The sequence below is a fragment of the Algoriphagus machipongonensis genome (genome assembly GCF_000166275.1).
In the GTDB taxonomy this organism is placed as follows: domain Bacteria; phylum Bacteroidota; class Bacteroidia; order Cytophagales; family Cyclobacteriaceae; genus Algoriphagus; species Algoriphagus machipongonensis.
On sequence record NZ_CM001023.1, the window covers coordinates 845,474 to 865,265 of the forward strand.

The following is a 19,792-nucleotide window of genomic DNA, read 5'->3' on the forward strand; positions in this document are numbered from 1 at the left end:
ATAGTTGGTTTAGTATTCAGTAAGTAATGATGCTGTAGGAGATTCCCATACATCAAGGTATGCCTTCTCCTCAATAATAAATTCCTGCTCCTCATTTGGTCCATCTTGTAGGGTGATAACGATGACTTCTGAGGGCGCTTCTGATATCGCTCTAGGCTCTTGCATTACCCAGCCAAATAGCACCAAGGTTGCTGCAATTCCTGCGGGTATCCAAAAGTTGATTTTTTTTGATTTATAACTTGGTACAGGTGGGATCTCCAATTGTTGATCCTCCTTTTTCATATTTTCAAAAAACCGTTTTAATTCTGCATCATTTTCCATCTTATTCCTGCATTTGGGTTTTTGTGATTAAATCTTTTAGTTTCATTTTACCGCGACTGTAATGTGTTCTGGCGGTTCCTAGGCCAATTTGCAATACTTCGGCACTTTGCTCTATGGTCATTTGATGGTAGAAAACCATCAATAAAACCTCTTGCTGCATTTTAGGCAATTGCTTGATCATCGCTTGATAATCGGTATGATCTATTTCCTCCTGGACATCTTCAAAATCATATGAATCTTCCAGTGAGAGTAACTTTCCTGAGACTCGAAGTGCATCAATGGCTGTATATCTGATTATCGAGAATAACCAGGTTTTGGCCTTGCTGGGATCTTTTAACTTAGCCCGGCCTTCTAGTATCTTGAGGTAAACTTGTTGTAAAACATCTTTGGCCAGCTCGTCGTCAAACATAGCGCATTGCCTTGCCCAGATATATGCTTCTCTGTGATAGGAATGGATAATATGATCTAGCTGCTTCCGATTCATTTACATAGGTTAGTCGAAGAAAGCATCTTATATATGACAAAGCCCTAAAAAAAATGAAAATTTATTTTCGGCGAAGAAATCAATCTTCCGTATTGGAGCTTTTTAACTCTCTTATTCTAAATAAGTACGCAAGAGTAAATTCTAAGGTCGTGAAATTCATATCAAAAATCCGTTCTTGGGATTCTGGGTTTGTAAAATCATAACCAAATCGAACTTCACCTGCGAGGGTACTTTTGCCAAAAAGTTTGGAGATTCCAGCTCCAGCAGTCAATCCATACATTAGTTTCTTTGGCTTATCATCAGATCCTCCATAGGTAGGGATTTCTGGAGGGTTAAAGCCTGAGGTTTCTCTGGTTACATCATTGGCACTTAATAAATAGCCAAGATGTGGACCAAATTTGATCTGAAATCTTCCAGATCTCCCCGCATAAAAACTCGCCATAATTGGAATTTTCAAGTAATTCAGTTCGGTCTCATTGTATGAAATAGCGTCTTCTGAATCTGTAAAAGACTGTCTGAACCCCGTAGATAAATATTGGAAGTTTACTTCTACTCCGGCATTTTTTGCACTAAAATGCTCTACTACCAAGGCAAAAGTAGGAGAGGCTAATCCATCTACCGAAATGCTCCTGATGTTCAAAGCAGGAATATAGTTAAAAGAAGAAGTGGTGTATCCTCCTTTGATACCAATGCTAGTTTGGGCTTTGACACTAAAGGAACTGATTCCGATTAGCAATAGCAGAATGAATCGATACATGTTCAAAATTAATGAAATCCTGAGAGCCTTGGTGAATTATTTGGGATTGATTGTGAAAGTACCCGAAAGTGGCTCTCCATTTACACCAAGTCCTCTTACGTAAACTGTCATAGGCCCTCCATTATCATTTGTATAAAATGAAAAAGTTAAAGTGCCGTTTTCATCAGTCACTAAATATGGATTCCAATACAAAGTTTGCCTTTGGTCTATCAAATTTGGGTCATTTTCTTGTTCATAGTCTACTTGATAAAAAGAGCTGGCAGAAGTATACCCCTCAATGGTATAATTATTCATGCCTTTTCCTGATTCAAAAAGATTCTCCCCGCCTTCTTTGTATTCTTTTAGATAAACAGAGATAACACCATTTCTACCTTGATCACCTAACATAGAAACTGTTTTGTTAACGATTTCTACCCGATCGATATTATCTACATTGATGTTTCGTAAGTTATCAGCAGCAGTAGTTCCTCCTGTTTGAACCATGATCGTGTTATTAACCATTACAATGGGCTCCATGGAACCTGATAATGTCATGGCTCCACCTCTTAATCGGATTTGCTGTTTTCCGCTGACACCAGCCACAGTGACGCGCATTCCCGGTACATTTCCAGCGAGGCTGTTGACTAAATCCACAGTGTTTCCCGTAGCCATCAATTTATCTCCTTCCACTACATAATCTGGTTTGCCATAAATTGCCTCTTCCTTGGTACTTTCTTTATCCTCTTCCTCATCATCTTCAGCTTCGGTTATTTCTTCCTCTATCACAGGTCTAATAGGCGTTTGAACTGTTTCCTTTTTGGGGAAATACGGGTTTGCAGGAAGAGCGATCGGTGCTTTTAGATCATCGATAATCTGCACTTTTCCAGCAGGCTTTCCTTTTTTATCAGTTGCCTGAAAAGTAATATTCAATGGACCATAAAACTCCATGTCCTCCATAAGAAACTCTCCTTTTCGGTCGGATTCTAAGTTGATAAGCCCCTCAAAATTATTGACGAAAGCTGTTACATCCGTAGCCGTAGGTTTTCCTTTATCATCTGTCACAAAGCCCCTGAGTGAAATTGCCTTTTCAACTGGATAAGAAAATCTGTCCAAGCCTATGCTGGAAGAAATATCTTCTAATTTCAATGAAGTGAAAATATCAGGTTGAGTGGAGATTGGGACGATCTGTTCTTGGTCAAGTACTGCTACAGATAAGCTTGCTGCCAAGGCTTTTTGACTTTCCGAAGAAGCCTTGATTGTCAAGGTTACCTTTTCTCTTTTCCCATAAGTTTCCTTGTCGCTTTTTAATGAGATTCCTTTAGGCTCGCCCATTTCTTCCTCCTCAAACTCCACAACCCGCTGGTAGGGAGATAGAATGCTTAATGGCTGCATGTAATAGTGGTCTGGACCATAATTTTTTTGCCAGTTGGTATAAGCTCTCAAATAGTAGTTTTCCTGAGATAAGCTGTCAGGTAAAACAAAGTTTCCTACCGCCACGCCATCTCGGATTTGAAGTTTTTTCTCCAGAATATAATCTCTATTGCTATTGATAAGCTCAAGGTGAAGTACTGAGCTCAGTTCTTCTCTCAGGTATTTATTTCCATAATTGAAATAGGCTTTGAAGAAGATTTCATCCCCTGCATAATAGTAAGGCTTGTCAGTATGCACATAAACCTTCTCTTGGTAATTTGCCGCAGTTTTATCAAGGTTCTGTAATTGAATTGCTTTCTCAGCGTCATAATCTAAGGGTAAGAGAGTGGAAATACGCTTGGTGTCCATATCTCCTGAAAAGACCAAATCCTGTGGATTGAGAATCATTCCATTTTCGTCCACTCTTACCGTATTATTAGTTACTTCAAGCCATGAAACAGGATAAGGAGCATCTCTGTAAGTATTCACTTGAGAATAACCTTTTTGATAATGGATCTCAATTCTTCCTTTCATGTTGATCAGATATTCACCCGCTTGATCAGCAGGTCTAACCAATTGATCAGGCTTGTAAGGGACCACAGAGTTTCCTAGCTCATTGGCAAAAATATCAGACCTCATGTTTCTGGAGGCTGATCCTCCGGCCTTGTCCCCGTAGAGATAAAACCCTTCTTGCTCTTGGGTGCCAGTAATCATAGCCCGGAACATATTCATAGGTGATTTCCTGTAGATTTCGGCCCGATTGTTTTCCCAAGTAGTGCGTTGTTCTTCTGATTCAGGTTTCATTTCCTCAAATCTTGCTGCGCCAACTATTCGGTAATTGGTCGGGGAGTCAAAAAACTCTTTCAAGTTAAAGGTGATCTGATAGCCCAGGTAATTATTTATGATCTCTATTGGAATGTCTGCAGATGCAATGAAATTGTTTTTTCTTCACTCTCAGGGAAGTCAATAACCCATGGGTTCTCAATGGTAGATTTACTGGCTATTTCATCGTTTCCCAAGAATAGATTTTCAAATTTCCTTAAGTCACGCTCCCAGCTTTTATCTCGGGATGCTTTGATTTCCACATCATTCAATTCCTGAGCAAAAGGCTTCATATTAAGGTTTAGGGTAGCTGTGCCACCAGGGTTGACAGTTATTTTTTTCGTGTCCGCGATATAACCCATAAATGAAAACCCAATTTCATAGGCCCCAGGTTCTAAACCTTCCAATGTATAGCCTCCCTCCATATCTGTAACCGTGGAAATGGTGGTGTTATTCACAAATACATTACAATAGGGAAGAGTTTCTCCTGTCTCTGCATCTTTAACTGTACCTGTGATGTTGCCAGATTGAGCAAATACTGTAAATAGTAGCCCAAGGAATAAATAGAGAGTTGTAAAAATTTGCTTCATCTTATAAATAAATAAAAAAAAGCCTCATCATGAGGCTTTTAGTTTGTTAAATTTTCTTTGAGGGGATTACTTTTCCTCATTATCGTCCAAATCCAAGTCATCTCTGTCTTTCAGCTTCTTATCTTCTACATTCTTGTTGAGAAACTCATTGATCTTATCAATAGGGAAGCTGCTTGAAATCTCTCCAAAAGAATTAATATCCATTTTGAAGCCTTTCAAGTCATCGTGAACTTTAGGATCTATCGCTTTCTTTTTTTTCTTCTTAGCCATAATTATAGGTTTTAGGCAACTACTGGAAGTGTATCTAACGCATATTGGATACGCTTGGATACTTCTTCAGCACCTAAAATAGCAAAAACTTCCATCAAATCCGGGCCTGCACCTGATCCAGTTACGGCTAGGCGTACGGCTTGCATGACTTTTCCAAGCTTTACTCCTTCACTTTCTGCTGAAGCTGCTAATAAGGATTTGGCGTTTTCTGCGTCATAGGTTCCTTCATATTGGTCAATAGATTTGGCGTAATTACTTAAAACTTTGACCGCATCTCCATTCCATTTCTTATCGGCAACGTTCATGTCAAAGGTTTTAGGAGCAATGACAATAAATTTGCTGCCATTCCAAAGATCGGCAGGGAAGGTTGCTCGGTCTTTTGTCAAATTGGCAATGGACTCTGCTAGCTCTTTGGAGATTTCTGATCCTTCAGCGAGCGCATCCTTCATTATGTATTCTGCTAACTCCGAGTTGGACTTTGCTCTCAGGTATTGTTCGTTAAACCACTTGGCTTTAGCGATGTCAAATTTTGTCCCTGACTTTCCGATTCTCTCTACGGAGAAGGCTTCTACTAATTCTTCCAAGCTAAATATTTCTCGGTCGTCACCTGGGTTCCATCCTAAGAATGCCAAGAAGTTTAAGAATGCATCAGCAAGGTATTCTTGCTCTCTGAAGCCAGCAGCAGTTTCGCCAGTGGCTTTGTTTTCCCAGTTTAAAGGGAATACCGGAAAGCCTAGCTTATCTCCGTCACGCTTAGAAAGTTTTCCATTGCCATCAGGCTTCAGTAAAAGAGGTAGGTGCGCAAACTGTGGCATGGTATCTTCCCAGCCAAAAAACTTATACAAAAGAACGTGGAGTGGAGCTGAAGGCAACCATTCCTCACCTCTAATCACATGTGTGATTCCCATCAAATGATCATCGACAATATTTGCCAAATGATAGGTAGGCATTCCATCTGATTTCATCAAAACTTTATCATCTAAAGTGGAGGTGTGTACCATCACCCAACCTCGGATCATATCATTTAATCTAACTTCTTCCTTTCGCGGGATTTTTACTCGGATTACATAAGGGTCTCCAGATGCCAAGCGTTCTTTGACTTCATCCTCAGAAAGTGTCAATGAATTCTTCATCTGCATTCTAGTGATGCTATTGTATTGCGGCTGAACTACACGAGCAGCGGTCAGTCGCTCACGCATGGCTTCCAGTTCTGCTGAGGTGTCAAAAGCATAGTAAGCATGCCCTGCTTCTATTAAATCCAAGGCATATTGCATGTAATCTGGTTTACGTTCAGATTGGCGGTAAGGACCCACGGAACCAGGGTTCCATGGACTTTCATCAGGAGTGATACCTAACCAATCTAAGGATTCTTTGATGTACTCCTCGGCACCGGGCACAAATCGGGTTTGATCAGTATCTTCAATTCTCAACAGGAATTTACCTCCCATTTTTTTTGCAAAAAGGTAATTGTAAAGTGCTGTACGAACACCTCCGATATGCAATGGCCCTGTGGGTGAAGGGGCAAACCTTACTCTAACTTCTTTACTCATGCTTGGCTGTTATTTCTTATCGAGGTACATGACCTCAAGGATTCAATTAAATCAGCTGCAAAGATAGGGAAATGTATGCCTTTACGCATGGAGGAAGACTATAATCTGAATTTACTGCCTTATTTAGGCTGATCTTATACAGCTAGGAAAGGGTCAAGATTCCAAATCTTGATCTGGAGACATTGAACCAGGAGGGAAATAAAAATTCTTGGTTATCAGGATAAAAATGAGAAACAATAAAAAAAATATTATTTCGGAAAAAAATCAAAAACAGAATAAAACAATTGTTTTTTCAGGCTGCAAAAAAGGTAATGAGCTGAGGTCTGGTCTTATTCTGAAATTAAAAAATAGCAAAACAAAGTGGTTTAGCTGCCTGAGTATTAGAAGATTAGTTTAAAAGAATTTATAAGTTTACATTTGCGACACAAAACCAAACCAATTATTATTTACTGCAAAAAAATAAATTATGAACTCAAAAAATCACAAAAAATCACAAAAATTTTATTTTTGTTGATGATGGTAATTTCATTTTCATGTGTTGAAAATGAAAACTTACCTTTGAATCAAAATCAGGAGTCAATATCTGCTTCTTCCGAAAGCAGTTTAGAATATGAAAAAAAATTAACGGAACTCACTTTGGTGTTCGGAGAAGTTCTAAAAGACAAAAGTGCCATGAAGGAACTTTTTTCCTTTTCGGAAATTGAGGGGAATTCTGGGAGTATAAAATACAATCTCAAAACCTTGTTTCAATAATCAAAAAGCCCAAACTCGAGAAGAAGTTCTGCAATTGTCGAGCGATTCAAAAGTTTGGATTCCCAAAATGCAAGATTGTCCAATAGTGTTTCAATCAATGAACTAATAAGCTTTATTGAAGAGAATAATATTTCTGTGACAGCTCCTTATTTCACCCTAGAAACATTATGATAAAATTAAGATTTCAAGTGCTTCTTTTGTTTTATTGTGGTTTAGTCTTTACCACCTATGGACAAACTGAAAGCGATTTAGGAAAAAACAATCTGACTTATGATTATTCCTTTTACCAAGGTGAAAGAGCCGCAGGCGGTGAAATTTTATCACAAGGATTCGTTTTAGGTTTCTCCAGATATTTGACAAAAAAAGTATATGGTGATATCACACTAGGATTTATGAATTTTGAAGGAAGGAACAGTCAATTTTTTTTAGATCCTGAAGAAATGAGTTTCTTAAATATGAGAATTTTAACCATTGGGGGAGGGTATGATATTTTCCAATCAAGAGAATTTATTTTGTCTGGAGAATTGGCATATTTAAGACAATCTAATGAAATGTTATTAGTTAATGAACCAAATTATCGAGAAACAGGAATATCTATTGATTCTAGTGCCAGATTAAGGCTAAAATCGAGGTTTTTTATAACGGAAAACTTGCAAGGATTAATTTCATATTCGCATGGATTTGGATTAAGTAGATATAAAAGCGATTGGCTAAGTCTGGGAATTGGCTATAGCTTTTAAGGACTGACAAGTCCTGAATAAGCGATACAGTTTAACAATAATAATTTGATCAGATAGCATCGAGATGGTTCTCGGTGCTATTTTTAGTTTTATAGGTTTTTATTTCAAGTCTCGATTAGCTGAGCGGGATAAAATCGATCTGAAATCTTGCTTCTTATTCTTTACGGATCACTTTTCCTAAATAAGCCAAAAGAAAAAACGCAATAGTGGAGATCAAAGCAGGGATGGCAAAAAACATTGTTTGCCAGAAAGTAGTACTGCCAGACCAGTAGATTTCTCCATCAGATAGTTCATGAACGATATGCCAGTCTGGGAAAAGATCTAAATACGTCAGGTACCCTAAATAAATAGAGAGGCAAAAAAGCAAAACACAGAAACCTTGAAATATCCGGATAGATACAGCCGCTAAGTTTTTTGCAGGATCAATGGTGCTAAATGTGTTCATTTCAGAAAAAGTTTAAATAAAGCTAGTGGATATCCTTCAGTAAATCAATGGCTTGAATCTTAAAATGCGTTAAGGTAATTTTTTGTTTAAAAGCCAGAGAAGCGTATTGATAACGAGCTGGTCTTGTATTTTATTTCCAAAAGTATGGGAAAGAGTTTCATTTGTGCCTCCATCGTAATCCATGTCATTATGGCCCATATTGAAATAGACCATGTGATAGTTTTTATTGGCCCAAACCGTTGGGTAGTATCCTTCGTGCCAGATTTCATGTGGTTTTGGGCCTGTACCAAGAGGAAAACTAACAGGATCGATTGATGCCAAAATTTCTATTTCTGGATTATTTCTAAGGTCATGTTCCCAGTTATACCACTCGTTTGGAGAAGCTTGAAAGGTATTTGGGATTTCATTAAATATAGGATGATTAGGGTTTTCTACTTTTAAAATAGCGGAAGTGGGTCTCCAGGTATTGCTTGCATATTGACCTGAGCCGAGAAATTCCTCATGGTACCAATCCCAGTTTTGAGGGAAATCCGATGGAGTTAAGGCGAAAGCAGAAAAATGAAATCCCATCCATGCACCACCATTTTTCATATAATTTTCAAAAGCCAAGCGCTGATTTTCATTTTTGGGTCTTGTATCTAAAAAGACTACCAAATCAATGGTTTTTAATTCCTCGGAATTCAGGCGGTCCCAATCCTGGGTTGCTTCAAAGTCAAATCCATTCATTTCTGCTTGTTTTCCAAACCATGGCAAAGCTTCATTTACAAAAGAAATATGTGCTAAGTCATTTTTGGCGGTGTAGAATGCCAATACATGTTTAGATTTTTGTGCTATTGCAAAAAGAGGGATAAAAAAGAATACAAGAAGAATTAAGAGATTTTTCAATGACGTAAGATTAATAGGGATGAAATTAAAGCAAAAAAAGGAACCCATTGCTAGGTTCCTTTTTTATCGAAAGAGCAATTGCTCTTAGTGCTTCACTCTGATTTTCTCCTTGATACGTGCAGCTTTACCCTGACGTCCTCTCAAGTAGAATAGACGAGCTCTTCTCACTCTACCTTGTCTCAATAGATCGATTTGCTCGATTGCAGGAGAGATGATAGGGAAAATACGCTCTACTCCGATACCGTTAGAGATCTTTCTTACTGTGAAAGTCTCACCATTGGTATTCGGGTTTTTACGTTGGATCACAGTTCCTTGGAACTGCTGAACACGCTCTTTGTTACCTTCTTTGATACGTACGTGTACGTTGATGGTATCACCAGCTTTGAAAGTAGGGAACTTAGCTCTAACCTCGCTGTATTCTGCCTCTACTATTTTAATTAGTTCGCTCATAGCTTTATCTTTTTATGCTTTCGCTTTATGCCATCTCGGTGGCTTTTTTAATTACTTCTCATTCGATGCTGTATCGCTTCCCCCATTTTCCTGTTTGTTGAGCAAATCAGGTCTTCTTTCTTGGGTTCGGCGAACCGATGCCTCAAATCTCCAATCATTTATTTTGGCTTCATGTCCGGAAAGCAACACTTCAGGAACATTCATTCCTTCATAGTTTGCAGGCCGAGTATATACTGGCGGTGCCAATAAGCCGTCTTGGAAAGAGTCTGTCAAAGCTGATGTTTCGTCATTTAATACCCCTGGAATTAATCGGATCACGGCATCAGCTACTACTGCTGCTGCTATTTCCCCTCCAGAAAGTACAAAGTCACCGATGCTTATTTCTTTGGTGATGTATTTTTCTCTCACTCGCTCATCAATTCCTTTGTAATGACCACAAAGGATCAAAAGATTTTGATGAAGTGAAAGAGCATTTGCCATGGGTTGGTCAAAAGTCTCTCCATCAGGCGTCATATAGATGATTTCATCATAAGTCCGCTCTTTTTGGAGTGCTTCGATGCATCGGGCTATTGGCTCGATCATCATGACCATTCCGGCTCCACCACCAAAAGCATAGTCATCCACTTGCTTTTTCTTGCCTACTGCATAATCCCGTAAATTAATCACCTGTATCTTGGCGAGACCTTTATCTTCTGCTCTTTTCAGAATAGAATGGGAGAAAGGGCTTTCCAATAAACCGGGGACCACCGTGATAATGTCAATATGCATGGCTCAGTCTTCCAAATAAATTTCAAGTAAACCTTCGGGTAAATGACAGAAAACTTTTTTTGCTGTCTTGTCCACTTCCTGGATTATTCCGTCTTGAATCGGTATCAAAACTTCCTTTCCCTGATGTGTCACCCCGAGGAGATCCTGGGTTTCCAGATCGTAAACGACCTGAACAGTTCCGATCAGTCCTATGGTCTCGTCAAAGACCTCAAATCCGATCAATTCGTGGAAGTAATATTGGTCATCTTCTAATTCAGGTAAAGCTGTCAGTGGAAGATAAACTTCCGATCCAACGAGTTCCTCTGCCTGGTTAAGTGAGTCATAATCCTCAAATTTTGCCAGTACTTTATTTCCAGGCTGGAGTACAAAGTGCTCCAAGAAAAAAGGTACTAAGCGGGATTTCTGCTCAAGAAATAGGTGCTCAAGATCTTCATAATCTTCTGGATTATCTGTATCCAGCACCACAACCACTTCTCCACGAAGTCCATGAACCTTGGCGACATAGCCTAATTGAAAGCATTGCTCCTTGTTCATGGGGAGGTTTCTATATTAAGATTTTGCTTCTTCGCCGTCTGCGGAAGCCTCAGGAGCTGATTCTTCAGGAGCTGCCTCTTCAGAAGCTTCTTCTGTAGTTTCTTCAGTTGGATTGTTTGCAGCTTCAGCAGCAGCAAGAAGAGCTTTTTGCTCATCTTCTCTTGCTTTGATAGCATCCAATCTCGCCTGGTTTTTAGCAGTTTCTGCATCCAATGCTTTCTGACGAGCATCAGCTTTCGCTTTATTGATACCTTCAGTCTTACCAGCAATTTTTGCGTCTTTTTCTTCTAACCACGCTTCAAACTTCGCGTCTGCTTGTTCTTGTGTGATCGCACCTTTTAATACACCAATTTGAAGGTGTTTCTTCAGCATGATACCTCTGTAAGAAAGCATAGCTTTTACAGTATCGGTAGGCTGAGCTCCGTTCAACAACCATTTAAGAGCGCGCTCATTGTTGATGTTGATAGAAGCAGGATCTGTGTTTGGGTTATATGACCCGATTTTTTCGATGAAGCGTCCATCACGTGGAGCTCTTGCATCAGCTACAACCACGTCGTAGATAGCCATTTTCTTTCTACCTCTTCGTGCTAATCTGATTTTTACTGACATATAATTTAGTATGTTTAGTGAGTGGATGGAACCCGTCCATCCTAATTTTGGAGTGCAAAGATAGGTTAAATACTTGTAAAGCCATAAGTTGGCTAAAGAATATTTGCCTAAAAGAGCTGTTTTCTTTTATCTTGCAAGCCGATTTCATGGATGTTAACTTGAAAAAGGGTAAAAGCGTTCATTGGCAAGTACATAGCCTACTTTTTATCAAAAATCTTGGCCCTGTACCTGCCTGCCGGCAGGCAGGGTTCAACGCCGGCTCAGTCAAGACCAGTCGGACAAGGATAGAGGAAGCACAATAGAATTGATAATTCTACCTTTATATGGAAGGTGAATGGATTATGGCCCTGTACCTGCCTGCCGGTAGGCAAGGGTTCAACGGATATCTACCTGTCGGTAGACAGGGAACAAGCGTTTCCTAAACGCTAGATCTAGGTTCCCCGCCTGCCGGCAGGCAGGGATTCTCAACAAAAGGATAAAAAATTGAATATGTTCACCGTGTATGCCTTAAAAAGTGAAAAGGATGGTAGGATTTATGTTGGTTTTACCCAAGATATTAACAGGAGGTTGAAGGAACATAATTCAGGTAAAACCAGATCGACAAAAGGTTGGGTGCCTTGGTTTATTATATTTGCCGAGGAGGTAGAAACTAGAGAAGAAGCCCGAGCTAGAGAAATTTATTTGAAATCTGGTGTAGGAAAAGAATATTTGAAGTCATTATGAATATGGCCCTGTAGTTCAACGGATAGAACAAGCGTTTCCTAAACGCTAGATCTAGGTTCGATTCCTAGCAGGGCTACTTCCTTTTTTTATATCACTTTAAGGGAACCGAATTTTCATCTTTTGGGATATTCCTTCCAATCATCGGGAATTGTTCTAGATCCACAACTTGACCACTGATAGGGCCACTTTCATCCGCCAGCCAATAAATGGTTGCTGCAGCTATTTCCTCCGGTAAAATAATTCTCCCCGCAGGAGCATAGTTTTTCGGAAGGTTTTCATACCAGGTATCAGATAAACCGTGCTCTTTCTTTCGGGCGATTTCATTTTCCGTTAATACCCAGCCTGGGTTTATTTGATTTACACGAACACCGTTTTCACGAAAAAGTGAATCTCCCAGATTTCGGGTCATAGTCATTAAGGCTCCTTTGGAAATACTGTAGGCCAATAGATTATGCTCTCCACTATAAGCGTTGATAGAGCCAATATTTAAGACTGCGCCTTTGTTTTGGATCAACTGGGAAATAGCTGCTTGGGTCAATAAAAATGGAGATATGGTGTTGACTTCCAGAATTCGATTTAAAAATGCTTTATCTGTATCAAATAAAGTGGAAGCTGCTACTATAGCGGCATTGTTTACAATGGAGTCAAGTTTTCCCCATGTTTTGACAGCTATATCTACCAATCTTTGTGCAGCACCTTCATTGGAAATATCCTCTATGTGCAATTTGGCATTATCTGCTCCTAATTCAGATACTACCTGTTGGCCTAAGTCTTCTTCCAATCCATGGATGATGACTTTAGCGCCTTCAGATACCACTTTTTTTGCAATGGCCTTCCCGATGCCCGTAGTACTCCCTGTGACGATGATGACTTTTCCTGTTAGTCGCATATATTTTGGATTTATGGTGAACTATACTTTTCCAGAACCCTAAAGATGGAAATCTCAGGAATTTTAGAATAGAAATAGATCAATAGAATTGTTTAGAGTTTATAGTTAGGATAAAATTACCTATGCTGGTCTATTAAGATATTGTTCCCATCAGGATCTGTAAGTGTAATGCTACCTGGCCCAGAACCGTTTTCATCCACTTCAGAAATCAATTCTATGCCCTTTCCTTTAAGATGCTTTTGGATATCCCTTACATCCTTAAAATTCTCTAGATTCTCTGCATTTTCATTCCATCCCGGATTAAATGTCAAAATATTTCCTTCAAACATCCCTTGGAATAAGCCGATAAGCGAGTTTCCATTTTTCATGATGAGGTAATTATGTTCCATGTTTCCTCCAAATTTCTCAAAACCTAAATTCTCATAAAATTTCTTTGATACCTCTAAGTCCTTGACACTTAGACTTACTGAAAATGCTCCTAGTTCCATGGCTTTTTTGAGTTTAATCTGTGGTATCAAGAAGTTCTCTTTTAAAGCTCATCTAAAAATTGTGTTGAGGAAGAGAAGCTTATTCCCGATTTCCAAAGAATGATGTTTTTCCTTTTTAAAATAAACTAGATCGTCCATTCTAATCCCGTTCATCTAATATAAAACCTAGTTTTAAAAGTTAGGGGTAACACCTTTGATTTTATACTCTTTAAAGTCATGATATAGTTACCTCTTTTTAACAATCTTCATAATCTTATTGAAAATAGACTCATGGATACCCCAAGCCTTTCCTCCACTTGTGTTGACAAATTGAATCACCACAGCATCAATGTCTGATTGATACCTAGCAATGCTTTGGTAACCAGGGAGAAGGCCAGTATGCCCATATTCATATACTGAAGAATAGATTTTTTGCTCTTCTCCATTGAATATTGTTCCATCATTTAATGCCCTGAGGAAAGTGCCTACATCTTCTGCGGTAGCCACCATGGAACCACCTGGTGTGATGTAATCATTGGGCATCACGTCAAATTCATACCCATCTACATAGCCACTCGTCATTTTATCCAAATCCACCTCACTTAGCAGACTGTAGGTTTCATGTAGACCCAAAGGTTCTAAAATCACCTCTTTAATGTATTGATGATGGCTATAGCCAAGCGTCTGATCCAGGATTTTACCTATCAATAGATAGTTGGTATTTGAGTAGCTATATTTTTCGTTGGGAGGAAAATAGGCGGGTTTGTCCAAAGCATATTCCAAAGTACTTTGATTGTCCTTGGGTAAATTGTCCCAAGGGAATTCTTGTTGATCGGTGAAGTTTGGAATTCCAGAGCGATGCTGAAGTAACATTTTCAATGTGATCTCCTCAGAATTTTCAATTCTATTTGAAACCGCTGGCAAATATTCCGTTAAGGTTTGATCCAATGACAAGCGATTTTCAGCTACTAGCTTGGTAGCAGCAAGAGCAATGTATAATTTACTGATGCTCGCAATTTTAAATAAAGCATGTGGGTCAGCAGGAATTTGATTCTCTCTATTTTTCCACCCGGCAGCGTAAAATTCAGGGTCTCTACCCGCTTGATCAACATAGACTATGATGCCATCTAAACCATAATCTATCGCTTTTTCCACTTGCTCTTGAACTGTGGCCTGTTGAGGCGCTAGCCATACTCTGAGCAAACCCCAGGGGATGAATAGCGATGAAATAATAATGACCAGACTTGGGATTAGTATTTTTTTTAAAAGCGTCTTGTTTTTCATTTCGTTAAGCAAAAAAAGATAGACTTTATTTGAATTCAGTAGTTAAATGCTGTCGGAAGTATGAGTGTTTTTTATTGAAACGTTAGAAGGATAAAGGAGACTTTTCATTTTATCCTCACCCAATTTCGGATTTCTTTTTGACAGGAGGTTTCCTTTAAGTCCAAAAAATGGCCGAAGCAGTTTCATCCTTTTGATAAATATTTCATACATCCCCAAACAGCCAATACCTGTAAATACCACCAATAGTAGAAATTTCAATATAACGGGAATCGGTAATGGTAAAATGAGCATGGCACCTGCATACAAAACAAGCATGTGGATTATGTAAACCGGATATGCAGCTTGGCTTAAATAATTTAATGCTTTACTGGGTTTGTTCAAGTACTTGAAACCAAATCCGAATACTGAAAAGATCCAACAATTCGATTCGATGGCCATAAGATACCCGGGCGAAGCAAGGTCATACACAGTCCATCGAATCAGGTAAAAACCAAGTGCCAAAACCAAGTAAATCCATCGATACTTTAGCACTGTTTGCCAGAAATTTTTGCCACTATAAACCAAGATGAATCCAAAGAAGAAAGCCAAAAACCCAAGGAAGAACCCATGCCAGGTCATTGCATACATCTCGAAAACCTGTGGTTTGACAAGGGTCGTTTCCAGGATAAAAAGGGCTGAAATGGATAAGGGACCAAAAATATGGCTCATATATCTTTCCAGTCCTTTTTGAAAGGAACTACCTTCTGTTTTTTTCAAGTAAAAAAAGAGAGGGAAAAGGATCAAAACATACAAGAAAATATTGCCTAGGAACCATAAATGTGCAGGGTGCGCTACGTAGGATAAAGGTAGGCCAACATGTTTTTGGAATAGCAGAAAATGCAGAGGGACTATCGCTATCATTCCAAACAGAAAAGGGATTAAAATCCTTTTACTCCTTTCTAGCAACAACTGCTTCCAGTTTCTTCGACGAATAGCAAAATACACTCCCATTCCAGAAACGTAAAATAGAAATGGAATTCGCCATACGTTAAGAAGTGTCATAGGCTTCCACAGGCTTTCTATCGCCTTATCACTTTTAATAAAAGCTAGAAACATTGCCCATGGTTGAAAAACGATAGCGATGTGGTAGATCAGTAGAAGCCCAATCGCTATCACTCTAAGCCAATCTATATCATATCTTCTTTGAGTGTCCATCGTGGTTTAGTTTTAGAAATGATTACTGAAGCATCATCGCAACAACAGGAAGGCTTTTTTGGAGCTCCTCCATGTCCAATTGAAATCCTAGCGGCTCCAATTGTTGCTTCATCATTTCATAAATTGGTTTCATGTCTGCGAACGGAGCCATTACGGTTTCCCTAGGTGTTGCACCATAATTGTTTTTCAAAGTTTTGTCTGCCTTCGCGTCAATGAGCATTTGGACGATTTCGGTTCTTCCAAAAAATGCGGCAGAGTGTAATGGAGTTGACCCATCATTATTTGCAATAGAAAGGTCTGCGCCTGCTTCGATCAATGCCTTTGCAATATCAGTTTTGTCAAAAGTGGCAGCAGAAATTAAAGGAGTGGACCCGTTAAAAGGCTCTTTGGTGTTCAGGTCTGTTCCTGCTGCAATATGTTGCTTGACTACCTCTATGTTATTGCTTAATACTGCGGTATGAAGATCCATTTCCGGAGCTTCCACATTGGATTCATTATTGGCTTTTTCTTTTGTTTGGCTGCACGCAGGTGTTATTATGATAATTGCGAATAAGCAGGCAAGTGTTACGAGTGATTTGAATTTGAATGATTTCATGATGTGATTTTTTTAGTTTTTACTTTTTTGATTTTGTTTCTCACAAAGCTAGGGTGAGTGCCAGAGCTAGGTGTAAAAGGCAAGTTGCCAAAAGCATAAAGTATCAAGCGAGCATAAAAATTATGATGCAGTCATATAAACTATGATGCAAAAGGCGCTCTTTAGCTGCGTTTGACTGCAGTTTTTCTGGATTGGGTTTAGGTAAATTTTTCTAAATTCACTTTCCAAATAGAATCATGTCAGAAAATCCTATCAACAGGGAGAATTTCCTAAGTCAAGCCACCTCCATCATTGTAGAAAATGCCTCCAATGAACAATTTGGAGTATCTGAGCTTGCAGAAGCGATGAGTATGAGTCGATCCAACTTGCTGCGAAAAATCAAAGGGGCTACGGATCTATCGGCAAGTGTTTTTATCCGTCAAATCAGACTGGAAATTGCCATGGACTTGTTAAAGGAAGGTTCGCAAACTGTTTCTGAGGTTTCTTACCAAGTGGGATTTGGGTCAGCTTCTTATTTCATCAAATGTTTTCGAGAGCACTATGGTTTTCCTCCAGGCGAGGTAGGGAAGCATGAGCAAACATTACCAGAGCAAACATTAAATACCCCACCATCATCAAAGAAGCCAAGAGATAGGAAAATTTCTCTCCCGATGATTTTGTTGGTCCTATTTGCAATCACAACAGTTGCCTTTTTAACACTATATAAATGGCCAGCAAGTAATACTCCGTCCAACCAAATTGAGAAGTCGATTGCTGTTTTGCCATTCAAAAATGAAAGTAGCGATTCCTCAAATCTCTATTTTGTCAATGGGCTGATGGAGTCAACTCTAAATAATCTACAGAAGATAAAAGACCTCCGAGTGATCAGCCGAGCCTCAGTTGAAAAGTATAGAAACAGCGAGAAAAGCCTAGTGGAAATAGCGGAAGAACTTCAGGTTTCTTATTTCGTGGCAGGCAGTGGTCAAAAGGTAGGTGATCAGGTTTTACTTAATATTCAATTAATTGAAGCCACGGGAGATCGGCAACTTTGGGCAGAACAATACAACCGACAGGTGGTGGATATATTTGCTATACAGAATGAAGTTGCTTTTCAAATTGCTGAAGCAATAGAAGCGATTGTCACACCTACCGAATTGGAACAAATTGAAAAGCAGCCCACTGAAAATCTTTTGGCTTATGATTATTACCTGCAAGGGCTTGATCCATTTCTTTCCCGGACAACAGAAGGATTGATTCAAGCCATTGGGCTATTCGAAAAAGCTATTGAGCAGGATCCTGAGTTTTCTTTGGCTTATGCGGATATTGCGATCTCTTATTATTTGCTTGACATGTTTCAAGTGGATAAGCAGTTTACAGAGCAGATCAATTCCAATGCTGATAAAGCCTTGCTATTTGACTCTAAATCTGCTGAAAGTCTATGTGCCAAGGCTTTTTATTACATCCAATCTAATGATCTAAAGCTTGCTCAGCCTTATTTAGAAAAGGCATTGGAATACAATCCCAACTCCTCTTTAGCGATTCAAATGCTTGCGGATTTTTATTTTCGATTGGTTCCGGATAATGAGAAATATTTGGAGTATGCCTTAAAAGGAGTACAGCTTCAGGTGGGCGCTTCTGATTCGACGACACAGAGTTATAGTTATTTGCAGTTGGCAAATGCATTGATTTCATCTGGCTTCATAGATGAAGCTTTAACTTATGTAAACAAGTCACTGGATTTCGATTCAACAAATTATTATTCTCCACATTTGAAAGCATTTATACTTTTTGCAAAAGATCGAAATGTAAAAAGAACCCAACAGCTTTTGATCAAGGAATTGAAAAAGGATCCTTCTCGTTTAGATATTTCGCAGGATTTAGCCAAGCTATATTATGGAGAGGAAAATTATGATTCTGCCTATTTCTATTTTGCAAAGGTGGTCAAAGCCAGAAATGAAGGTGGCCTGGATATTTATCACTCAGAGGATGTTAAGATTGGTGATGTTTACCAAAAGTTAGGTTTTGAAGATGAGGCAGAGAAATTATTCAAATCCTTCTCAGAATATTGTGAGCAAGATCAGTCTATCTACAAAAACTTAAATCTTGCTATGAAGTATGCGCATGATGGCAAGTTGGAGGAGTCCATGGATCAGCTCAAACTTTTCGCCAATGAGGAAAATTATCTCTATTGGTTTTTGCTCATAGAAGATGACCCTATTCTTCAACCATTGAAAAGTCATCCAGATTTTGATAAGACTATTCAAAAAATCAAAGACCAATTCTGGCAAAAGCATAAAAGGATCAAAGAAAACCTTATCGAGGAGGACTTGATTTAGTGCTTTATTCCTTAAAGTAATTTCTTATCAGTAGTGATATTTATTCGCTTCAAATCCTCTGGTGTTAGTTTTTACCATAAACACATCCCCGCTCATCGGGTATTCTAAGAGTTGTTGCTCACTTAAATTTTCCTGTGCAGTGGTAATCAAAAGCGTATCCAGATTCTCTCCACCAAAACAACAGGATGTCACATGAGGTACAGGAAGTTCGATTTTGTCTATCATTTCACCCGTTGTTGGGTCCCATCGTATGACACCGAAGCCTCCATAATGTGCTACCCAAAGCATGCCTTCCTGATCTATACACATGCCATCGGGGAATCCAAGTTCTTCTGGAATCTCTACAGCAATTCGTTCAAATCTTATGTATCCACTTTCTAAATCAAAAGAAAATGCCTTGATCTCCCTAGTTGGAGTATCAATGAAATAAAATGTTTGGTTATCCTCTGTCCAAGCCATTCCATTGGAAATGGTCAATTGATCTAATTGCTTAACCGGCTTCAAATCCTTGCCAACTCTATAAAGTGATCCGGCGCTTTCCGTAAATAAGGTACTCAAAGTCCCGATCCAAATTCTTCCTTTCGGGTCGACTTTTCCGTCATTGAAACGATGAAGAGGGAATTCCTGCTCTACTTCAGCAATCCAAGTCAGTTCTTTTGATTCTAAGTGATACTTGGCCAGCTTGCAGTCTAGGCCTAAAATCAATTCATTTTCTTTTCCTTCCAAAACCACCGTGAGCCGGTGTGGGAAATTTATTGTATTGGTGTCTCCAGATTTAGGGGAATGTTCAAAGAGATTTCCGTTTTCGATATCTACCCAAAAAAAGCTTTGTCGATCGGAATGCCAATAGGGGCCTTCAGCAAGAAAGCACTGGGAGGGAATGGATGTGTAGTTATAGGTTTTCAATATTTTAGATTATTTCAATTTAAAGAAGTGATTATACAAACCTTCGAGGTTT

Annotated in this window: 23 protein-coding genes and 1 tRNA gene; 5 read left to right on the top strand and 19 right to left on the bottom strand. The window is 39.0% G+C overall.

Going from position 1 to position 19,792, the window contains the following annotated elements; genetic code table 11:
• Window positions 1-9: 9 nt before the first annotated feature.
• The 7 genes from ALPR1_RS03570 to gltX form a co-directional block, all read right to left on the bottom strand.
• Window positions 10-282, bottom strand: coding sequence for a hypothetical protein (locus tag ALPR1_RS03570; protein ID WP_153231764.1), 273 nt, complete (start codon window positions 280-282; stop codon window positions 10-12).
• 40 nt (window positions 283-322) lie between these two features.
• Window positions 323-805, bottom strand: a complete 483-nt coding sequence (locus ALPR1_RS03575) for an RNA polymerase sigma factor (protein ID WP_008198476.1) — start codon at window positions 803-805, stop codon at window positions 323-325.
• Between the two features lie 79 nt (window positions 806-884).
• Window positions 885-1,562: a porin family protein gene (locus ALPR1_RS03580; RefSeq protein ID WP_008198477.1), complete on the bottom strand. Its 678-nt coding sequence runs from the start codon at window positions 1,560-1,562 to the stop codon at window positions 885-887.
• A gap of 36 nt (window positions 1,563-1,598) precedes the next feature.
• Window positions 1,599-3,818, bottom strand: a complete 2,220-nt coding sequence (locus ALPR1_RS03585; RefSeq protein ID WP_008198478.1) for a TonB-dependent receptor — start codon at window positions 3,816-3,818, stop codon at window positions 1,599-1,601.
• Between the two features lie 41 nt (window positions 3,819-3,859).
• Window positions 3,860-4,363, bottom strand: a complete 504-nt coding sequence (locus tag ALPR1_RS20205) for a carboxypeptidase-like regulatory domain-containing protein (protein ID WP_008198480.1) — start codon at window positions 4,361-4,363, stop codon at window positions 3,860-3,862.
• 66 nt (window positions 4,364-4,429) lie between these two features.
• Complete coding sequence (locus ALPR1_RS03590; protein WP_008198482.1) at window positions 4,430-4,633, bottom strand: hypothetical protein; 204 nt, start codon at window positions 4,631-4,633, stop codon at window positions 4,430-4,432.
• Window positions 4,634-4,644: 11 nt separating this feature from the next.
• Window positions 4,645-6,183 (bottom strand): glutamate--tRNA ligase, encoded by a 1,539-nt coding sequence (gene gltX, locus ALPR1_RS03595; RefSeq protein WP_008198483.1) that lies wholly within the window; start codon window positions 6,181-6,183, stop codon window positions 4,645-4,647.
• Window positions 6,184-6,696: 513 nt separating this feature from the next.
• Here gltX and ALPR1_RS03600 point away from each other — a divergent pair.
• The gene (locus ALPR1_RS03600; protein WP_153231765.1) at window positions 6,697-6,936 is read left to right on the top strand and encodes a hypothetical protein; all 240 of its coding nucleotides are present in this window, start codon (window positions 6,697-6,699) and stop codon (window positions 6,934-6,936) included.
• Between the two features lie 167 nt (window positions 6,937-7,103).
• Complete coding sequence (locus ALPR1_RS03605) at window positions 7,104-7,676, top strand: hypothetical protein (RefSeq protein WP_040302525.1); 573 nt, start codon at window positions 7,104-7,106, stop codon at window positions 7,674-7,676.
• Window positions 7,677-7,830: 154 nt separating this feature from the next.
• On the opposite strand, the gene ALPR1_RS03610 is transcribed toward ALPR1_RS03605, so the two are convergent.
• From ALPR1_RS03610 to ALPR1_RS03635, 6 genes are all read right to left on the bottom strand, one after another.
• The gene (locus ALPR1_RS03610; protein WP_008198486.1) at window positions 7,831-8,121 is read right to left on the bottom strand and encodes a hypothetical protein; all 291 of its coding nucleotides are present in this window, start codon (window positions 8,119-8,121) and stop codon (window positions 7,831-7,833) included.
• Between the two features lie 69 nt (window positions 8,122-8,190).
• Window positions 8,191-9,054 carry a ThuA domain-containing protein gene (locus tag ALPR1_RS03615; RefSeq protein WP_008198487.1) on the bottom strand — a complete coding sequence of 288 codons (864 nt, stop codon included), beginning with the start codon at window positions 9,052-9,054 and terminating at the stop codon, window positions 8,191-8,193.
• 36 nt (window positions 9,055-9,090) lie between these two features.
• Window positions 9,091-9,456, bottom strand: a complete 366-nt coding sequence (gene rplS / locus ALPR1_RS03620; RefSeq protein ID WP_008198488.1) for a 50S ribosomal protein L19 — start codon at window positions 9,454-9,456, stop codon at window positions 9,091-9,093.
• A gap of 51 nt (window positions 9,457-9,507) precedes the next feature.
• The gene (trmD, locus tag ALPR1_RS03625; protein WP_008198489.1) at window positions 9,508-10,224 is read right to left on the bottom strand and encodes a tRNA (guanosine(37)-N1)-methyltransferase TrmD; all 717 of its coding nucleotides are present in this window, start codon (window positions 10,222-10,224) and stop codon (window positions 9,508-9,510) included.
• Between the two features lie 3 nt (window positions 10,225-10,227).
• Window positions 10,228-10,758 carry a ribosome maturation factor RimM gene (gene rimM, locus ALPR1_RS03630; RefSeq protein WP_008198490.1) on the bottom strand — a complete coding sequence of 177 codons (531 nt, stop codon included), beginning with the start codon at window positions 10,756-10,758 and terminating at the stop codon, window positions 10,228-10,230.
• A 15-nt stretch (window positions 10,759-10,773) separates the two neighbouring features.
• Window positions 10,774-11,367, bottom strand: coding sequence for a 30S ribosomal protein S16 (locus ALPR1_RS03635; protein ID WP_008198491.1), 594 nt, complete (start codon window positions 11,365-11,367; stop codon window positions 10,774-10,776).
• 489 nt (window positions 11,368-11,856) lie between these two features.
• Here ALPR1_RS03635 and ALPR1_RS03645 point away from each other — a divergent pair, with 489 nt between their 5' ends.
• Window positions 11,857-12,090, top strand: a complete 234-nt coding sequence (locus ALPR1_RS03645; RefSeq protein WP_008198492.1) for a GIY-YIG nuclease family protein — start codon at window positions 11,857-11,859, stop codon at window positions 12,088-12,090.
• A gap of 4 nt (window positions 12,091-12,094) precedes the next feature.
• A tRNA-Arg gene (locus ALPR1_RS03650) sits at window positions 12,095-12,166 on the top strand.
• A gap of 15 nt (window positions 12,167-12,181) precedes the next feature.
• Here ALPR1_RS03650 and ALPR1_RS03655 read toward each other — a convergent pair.
• From ALPR1_RS03655 to ALPR1_RS03675, 5 genes are all read right to left on the bottom strand, one after another.
• A complete protein-coding gene (locus ALPR1_RS03655; protein WP_008198494.1) occupies window positions 12,182-12,979 on the bottom strand; it encodes an SDR family oxidoreductase in 798 nt (265 codons plus the stop codon).
• A 116-nt stretch (window positions 12,980-13,095) separates the two neighbouring features.
• Window positions 13,096-13,467: a VOC family protein gene (locus tag ALPR1_RS03660; RefSeq protein ID WP_008198495.1), complete on the bottom strand. Its 372-nt coding sequence runs from the start codon at window positions 13,465-13,467 to the stop codon at window positions 13,096-13,098.
• A 225-nt stretch (window positions 13,468-13,692) separates the two neighbouring features.
• The gene (locus ALPR1_RS03665; protein WP_008198496.1) at window positions 13,693-14,730 is read right to left on the bottom strand and encodes a serine hydrolase domain-containing protein; all 1,038 of its coding nucleotides are present in this window, start codon (window positions 14,728-14,730) and stop codon (window positions 13,693-13,695) included.
• A gap of 42 nt (window positions 14,731-14,772) precedes the next feature.
• A complete protein-coding gene (locus ALPR1_RS03670; RefSeq protein WP_008198497.1) occupies window positions 14,773-15,924 on the bottom strand; it encodes an acyltransferase family protein in 1,152 nt (383 codons plus the stop codon).
• Window positions 15,925-15,946: 22 nt separating this feature from the next.
• A complete protein-coding gene (locus tag ALPR1_RS03675; protein WP_008198498.1) occupies window positions 15,947-16,519 on the bottom strand; it encodes an ankyrin repeat domain-containing protein in 573 nt (190 codons plus the stop codon).
• A gap of 236 nt (window positions 16,520-16,755) precedes the next feature.
• Between ALPR1_RS03675 and ALPR1_RS03680 the strand changes: the two genes are divergently transcribed.
• Complete coding sequence (locus ALPR1_RS03680) at window positions 16,756-18,834, top strand: helix-turn-helix domain-containing protein (protein WP_008198499.1); 2,079 nt, start codon at window positions 16,756-16,758, stop codon at window positions 18,832-18,834.
• Window positions 18,835-18,861: 27 nt separating this feature from the next.
• On the opposite strand, the gene ALPR1_RS03685 is transcribed toward ALPR1_RS03680, so the two are convergent.
• The gene (locus tag ALPR1_RS03685; protein ID WP_008198500.1) at window positions 18,862-19,740 is read right to left on the bottom strand and encodes an SMP-30/gluconolactonase/LRE family protein; all 879 of its coding nucleotides are present in this window, start codon (window positions 19,738-19,740) and stop codon (window positions 18,862-18,864) included.
• Window positions 19,741-19,792: the final 52 nt, after the last annotated feature.

Bases quoted from the DNA above. Each gene is read 5' to 3' on its own strand.
- ALPR1_RS03680 (WP_008198499.1), top strand. From the start codon at position 16,756: ATGTCAGAAAATCCTATCAACAGGGAGAATTTCCTAAGTCAAGCCACC.
- ALPR1_RS20205 (WP_008198480.1), bottom strand. From the start codon at position 4,363: ATGAAGCAAATTTTTACAACTCTCTATTTATTCCTTGGGCTACTATTT.
- ALPR1_RS03655 (WP_008198494.1), bottom strand. From the start codon at position 12,979: ATGCGACTAACAGGAAAAGTCATCATCGTCACAGGGAGTACTACGGGC.
- ALPR1_RS03590 (WP_008198482.1), bottom strand. From the start codon at position 4,633: ATGGCTAAGAAGAAAAAAAAGAAAGCGATAGATCCTAAAGTTCACGAT.
- ALPR1_RS03575 (WP_008198476.1), bottom strand. From the start codon at position 805: ATGAATCGGAAGCAGCTAGATCATATTATCCATTCCTATCACAGAGAA.
- ALPR1_RS03570 (WP_153231764.1), bottom strand. From the start codon at position 282: ATGAAAAAGGAGGATCAACAATTGGAGATCCCACCTGTACCAAGTTAT.
- ALPR1_RS03635 (WP_008198491.1), bottom strand. From the start codon at position 11,367: ATGTCAGTAAAAATCAGATTAGCACGAAGAGGTAGAAAGAAAATGGCT.
- ALPR1_RS03670 (WP_008198497.1), bottom strand. From the start codon at position 15,924: ATGGACACTCAAAGAAGATATGATATAGATTGGCTTAGAGTGATAGCG.
- ALPR1_RS03580 (WP_008198477.1), bottom strand. From the start codon at position 1,562: ATGTATCGATTCATTCTGCTATTGCTAATCGGAATCAGTTCCTTTAGT.
- ALPR1_RS03665 (WP_008198496.1), bottom strand. From the start codon at position 14,730: ATGAAAAACAAGACGCTTTTAAAAAAAATACTAATCCCAAGTCTGGTC.
- ALPR1_RS03645 (WP_008198492.1), top strand. From the start codon at position 11,857: ATGTTCACCGTGTATGCCTTAAAAAGTGAAAAGGATGGTAGGATTTAT.
- ALPR1_RS03610 (WP_008198486.1), bottom strand. From the start codon at position 8,121: ATGAACACATTTAGCACCATTGATCCTGCAAAAAACTTAGCGGCTGTA.
- rimM (WP_008198490.1), bottom strand. From the start codon at position 10,758: ATGAACAAGGAGCAATGCTTTCAATTAGGCTATGTCGCCAAGGTTCAT.
- ALPR1_RS03660 (WP_008198495.1), bottom strand. From the start codon at position 13,467: ATGGAACTAGGAGCATTTTCAGTAAGTCTAAGTGTCAAGGACTTAGAG.
- ALPR1_RS03675 (WP_008198498.1), bottom strand. From the start codon at position 16,519: ATGAAATCATTCAAATTCAAATCACTCGTAACACTTGCCTGCTTATTC.
- gltX (WP_008198483.1), bottom strand. From the start codon at position 6,183: ATGAGTAAAGAAGTTAGAGTAAGGTTTGCCCCTTCACCCACAGGGCCA.
- rplS (WP_008198488.1), bottom strand. From the start codon at position 9,456: ATGAGCGAACTAATTAAAATAGTAGAGGCAGAATACAGCGAGGTTAGA.
- ALPR1_RS03600 (WP_153231765.1), top strand. From the start codon at position 6,697: ATGATGGTAATTTCATTTTCATGTGTTGAAAATGAAAACTTACCTTTG.
- trmD (WP_008198489.1), bottom strand. From the start codon at position 10,224: ATGCATATTGACATTATCACGGTGGTCCCCGGTTTATTGGAAAGCCCT.
- ALPR1_RS03605 (WP_040302525.1), top strand. From the start codon at position 7,104: ATGATAAAATTAAGATTTCAAGTGCTTCTTTTGTTTTATTGTGGTTTA.
- ALPR1_RS03615 (WP_008198487.1), bottom strand. From the start codon at position 9,054: ATGGGTTCCTTTTTTTGCTTTAATTTCATCCCTATTAATCTTACGTCA.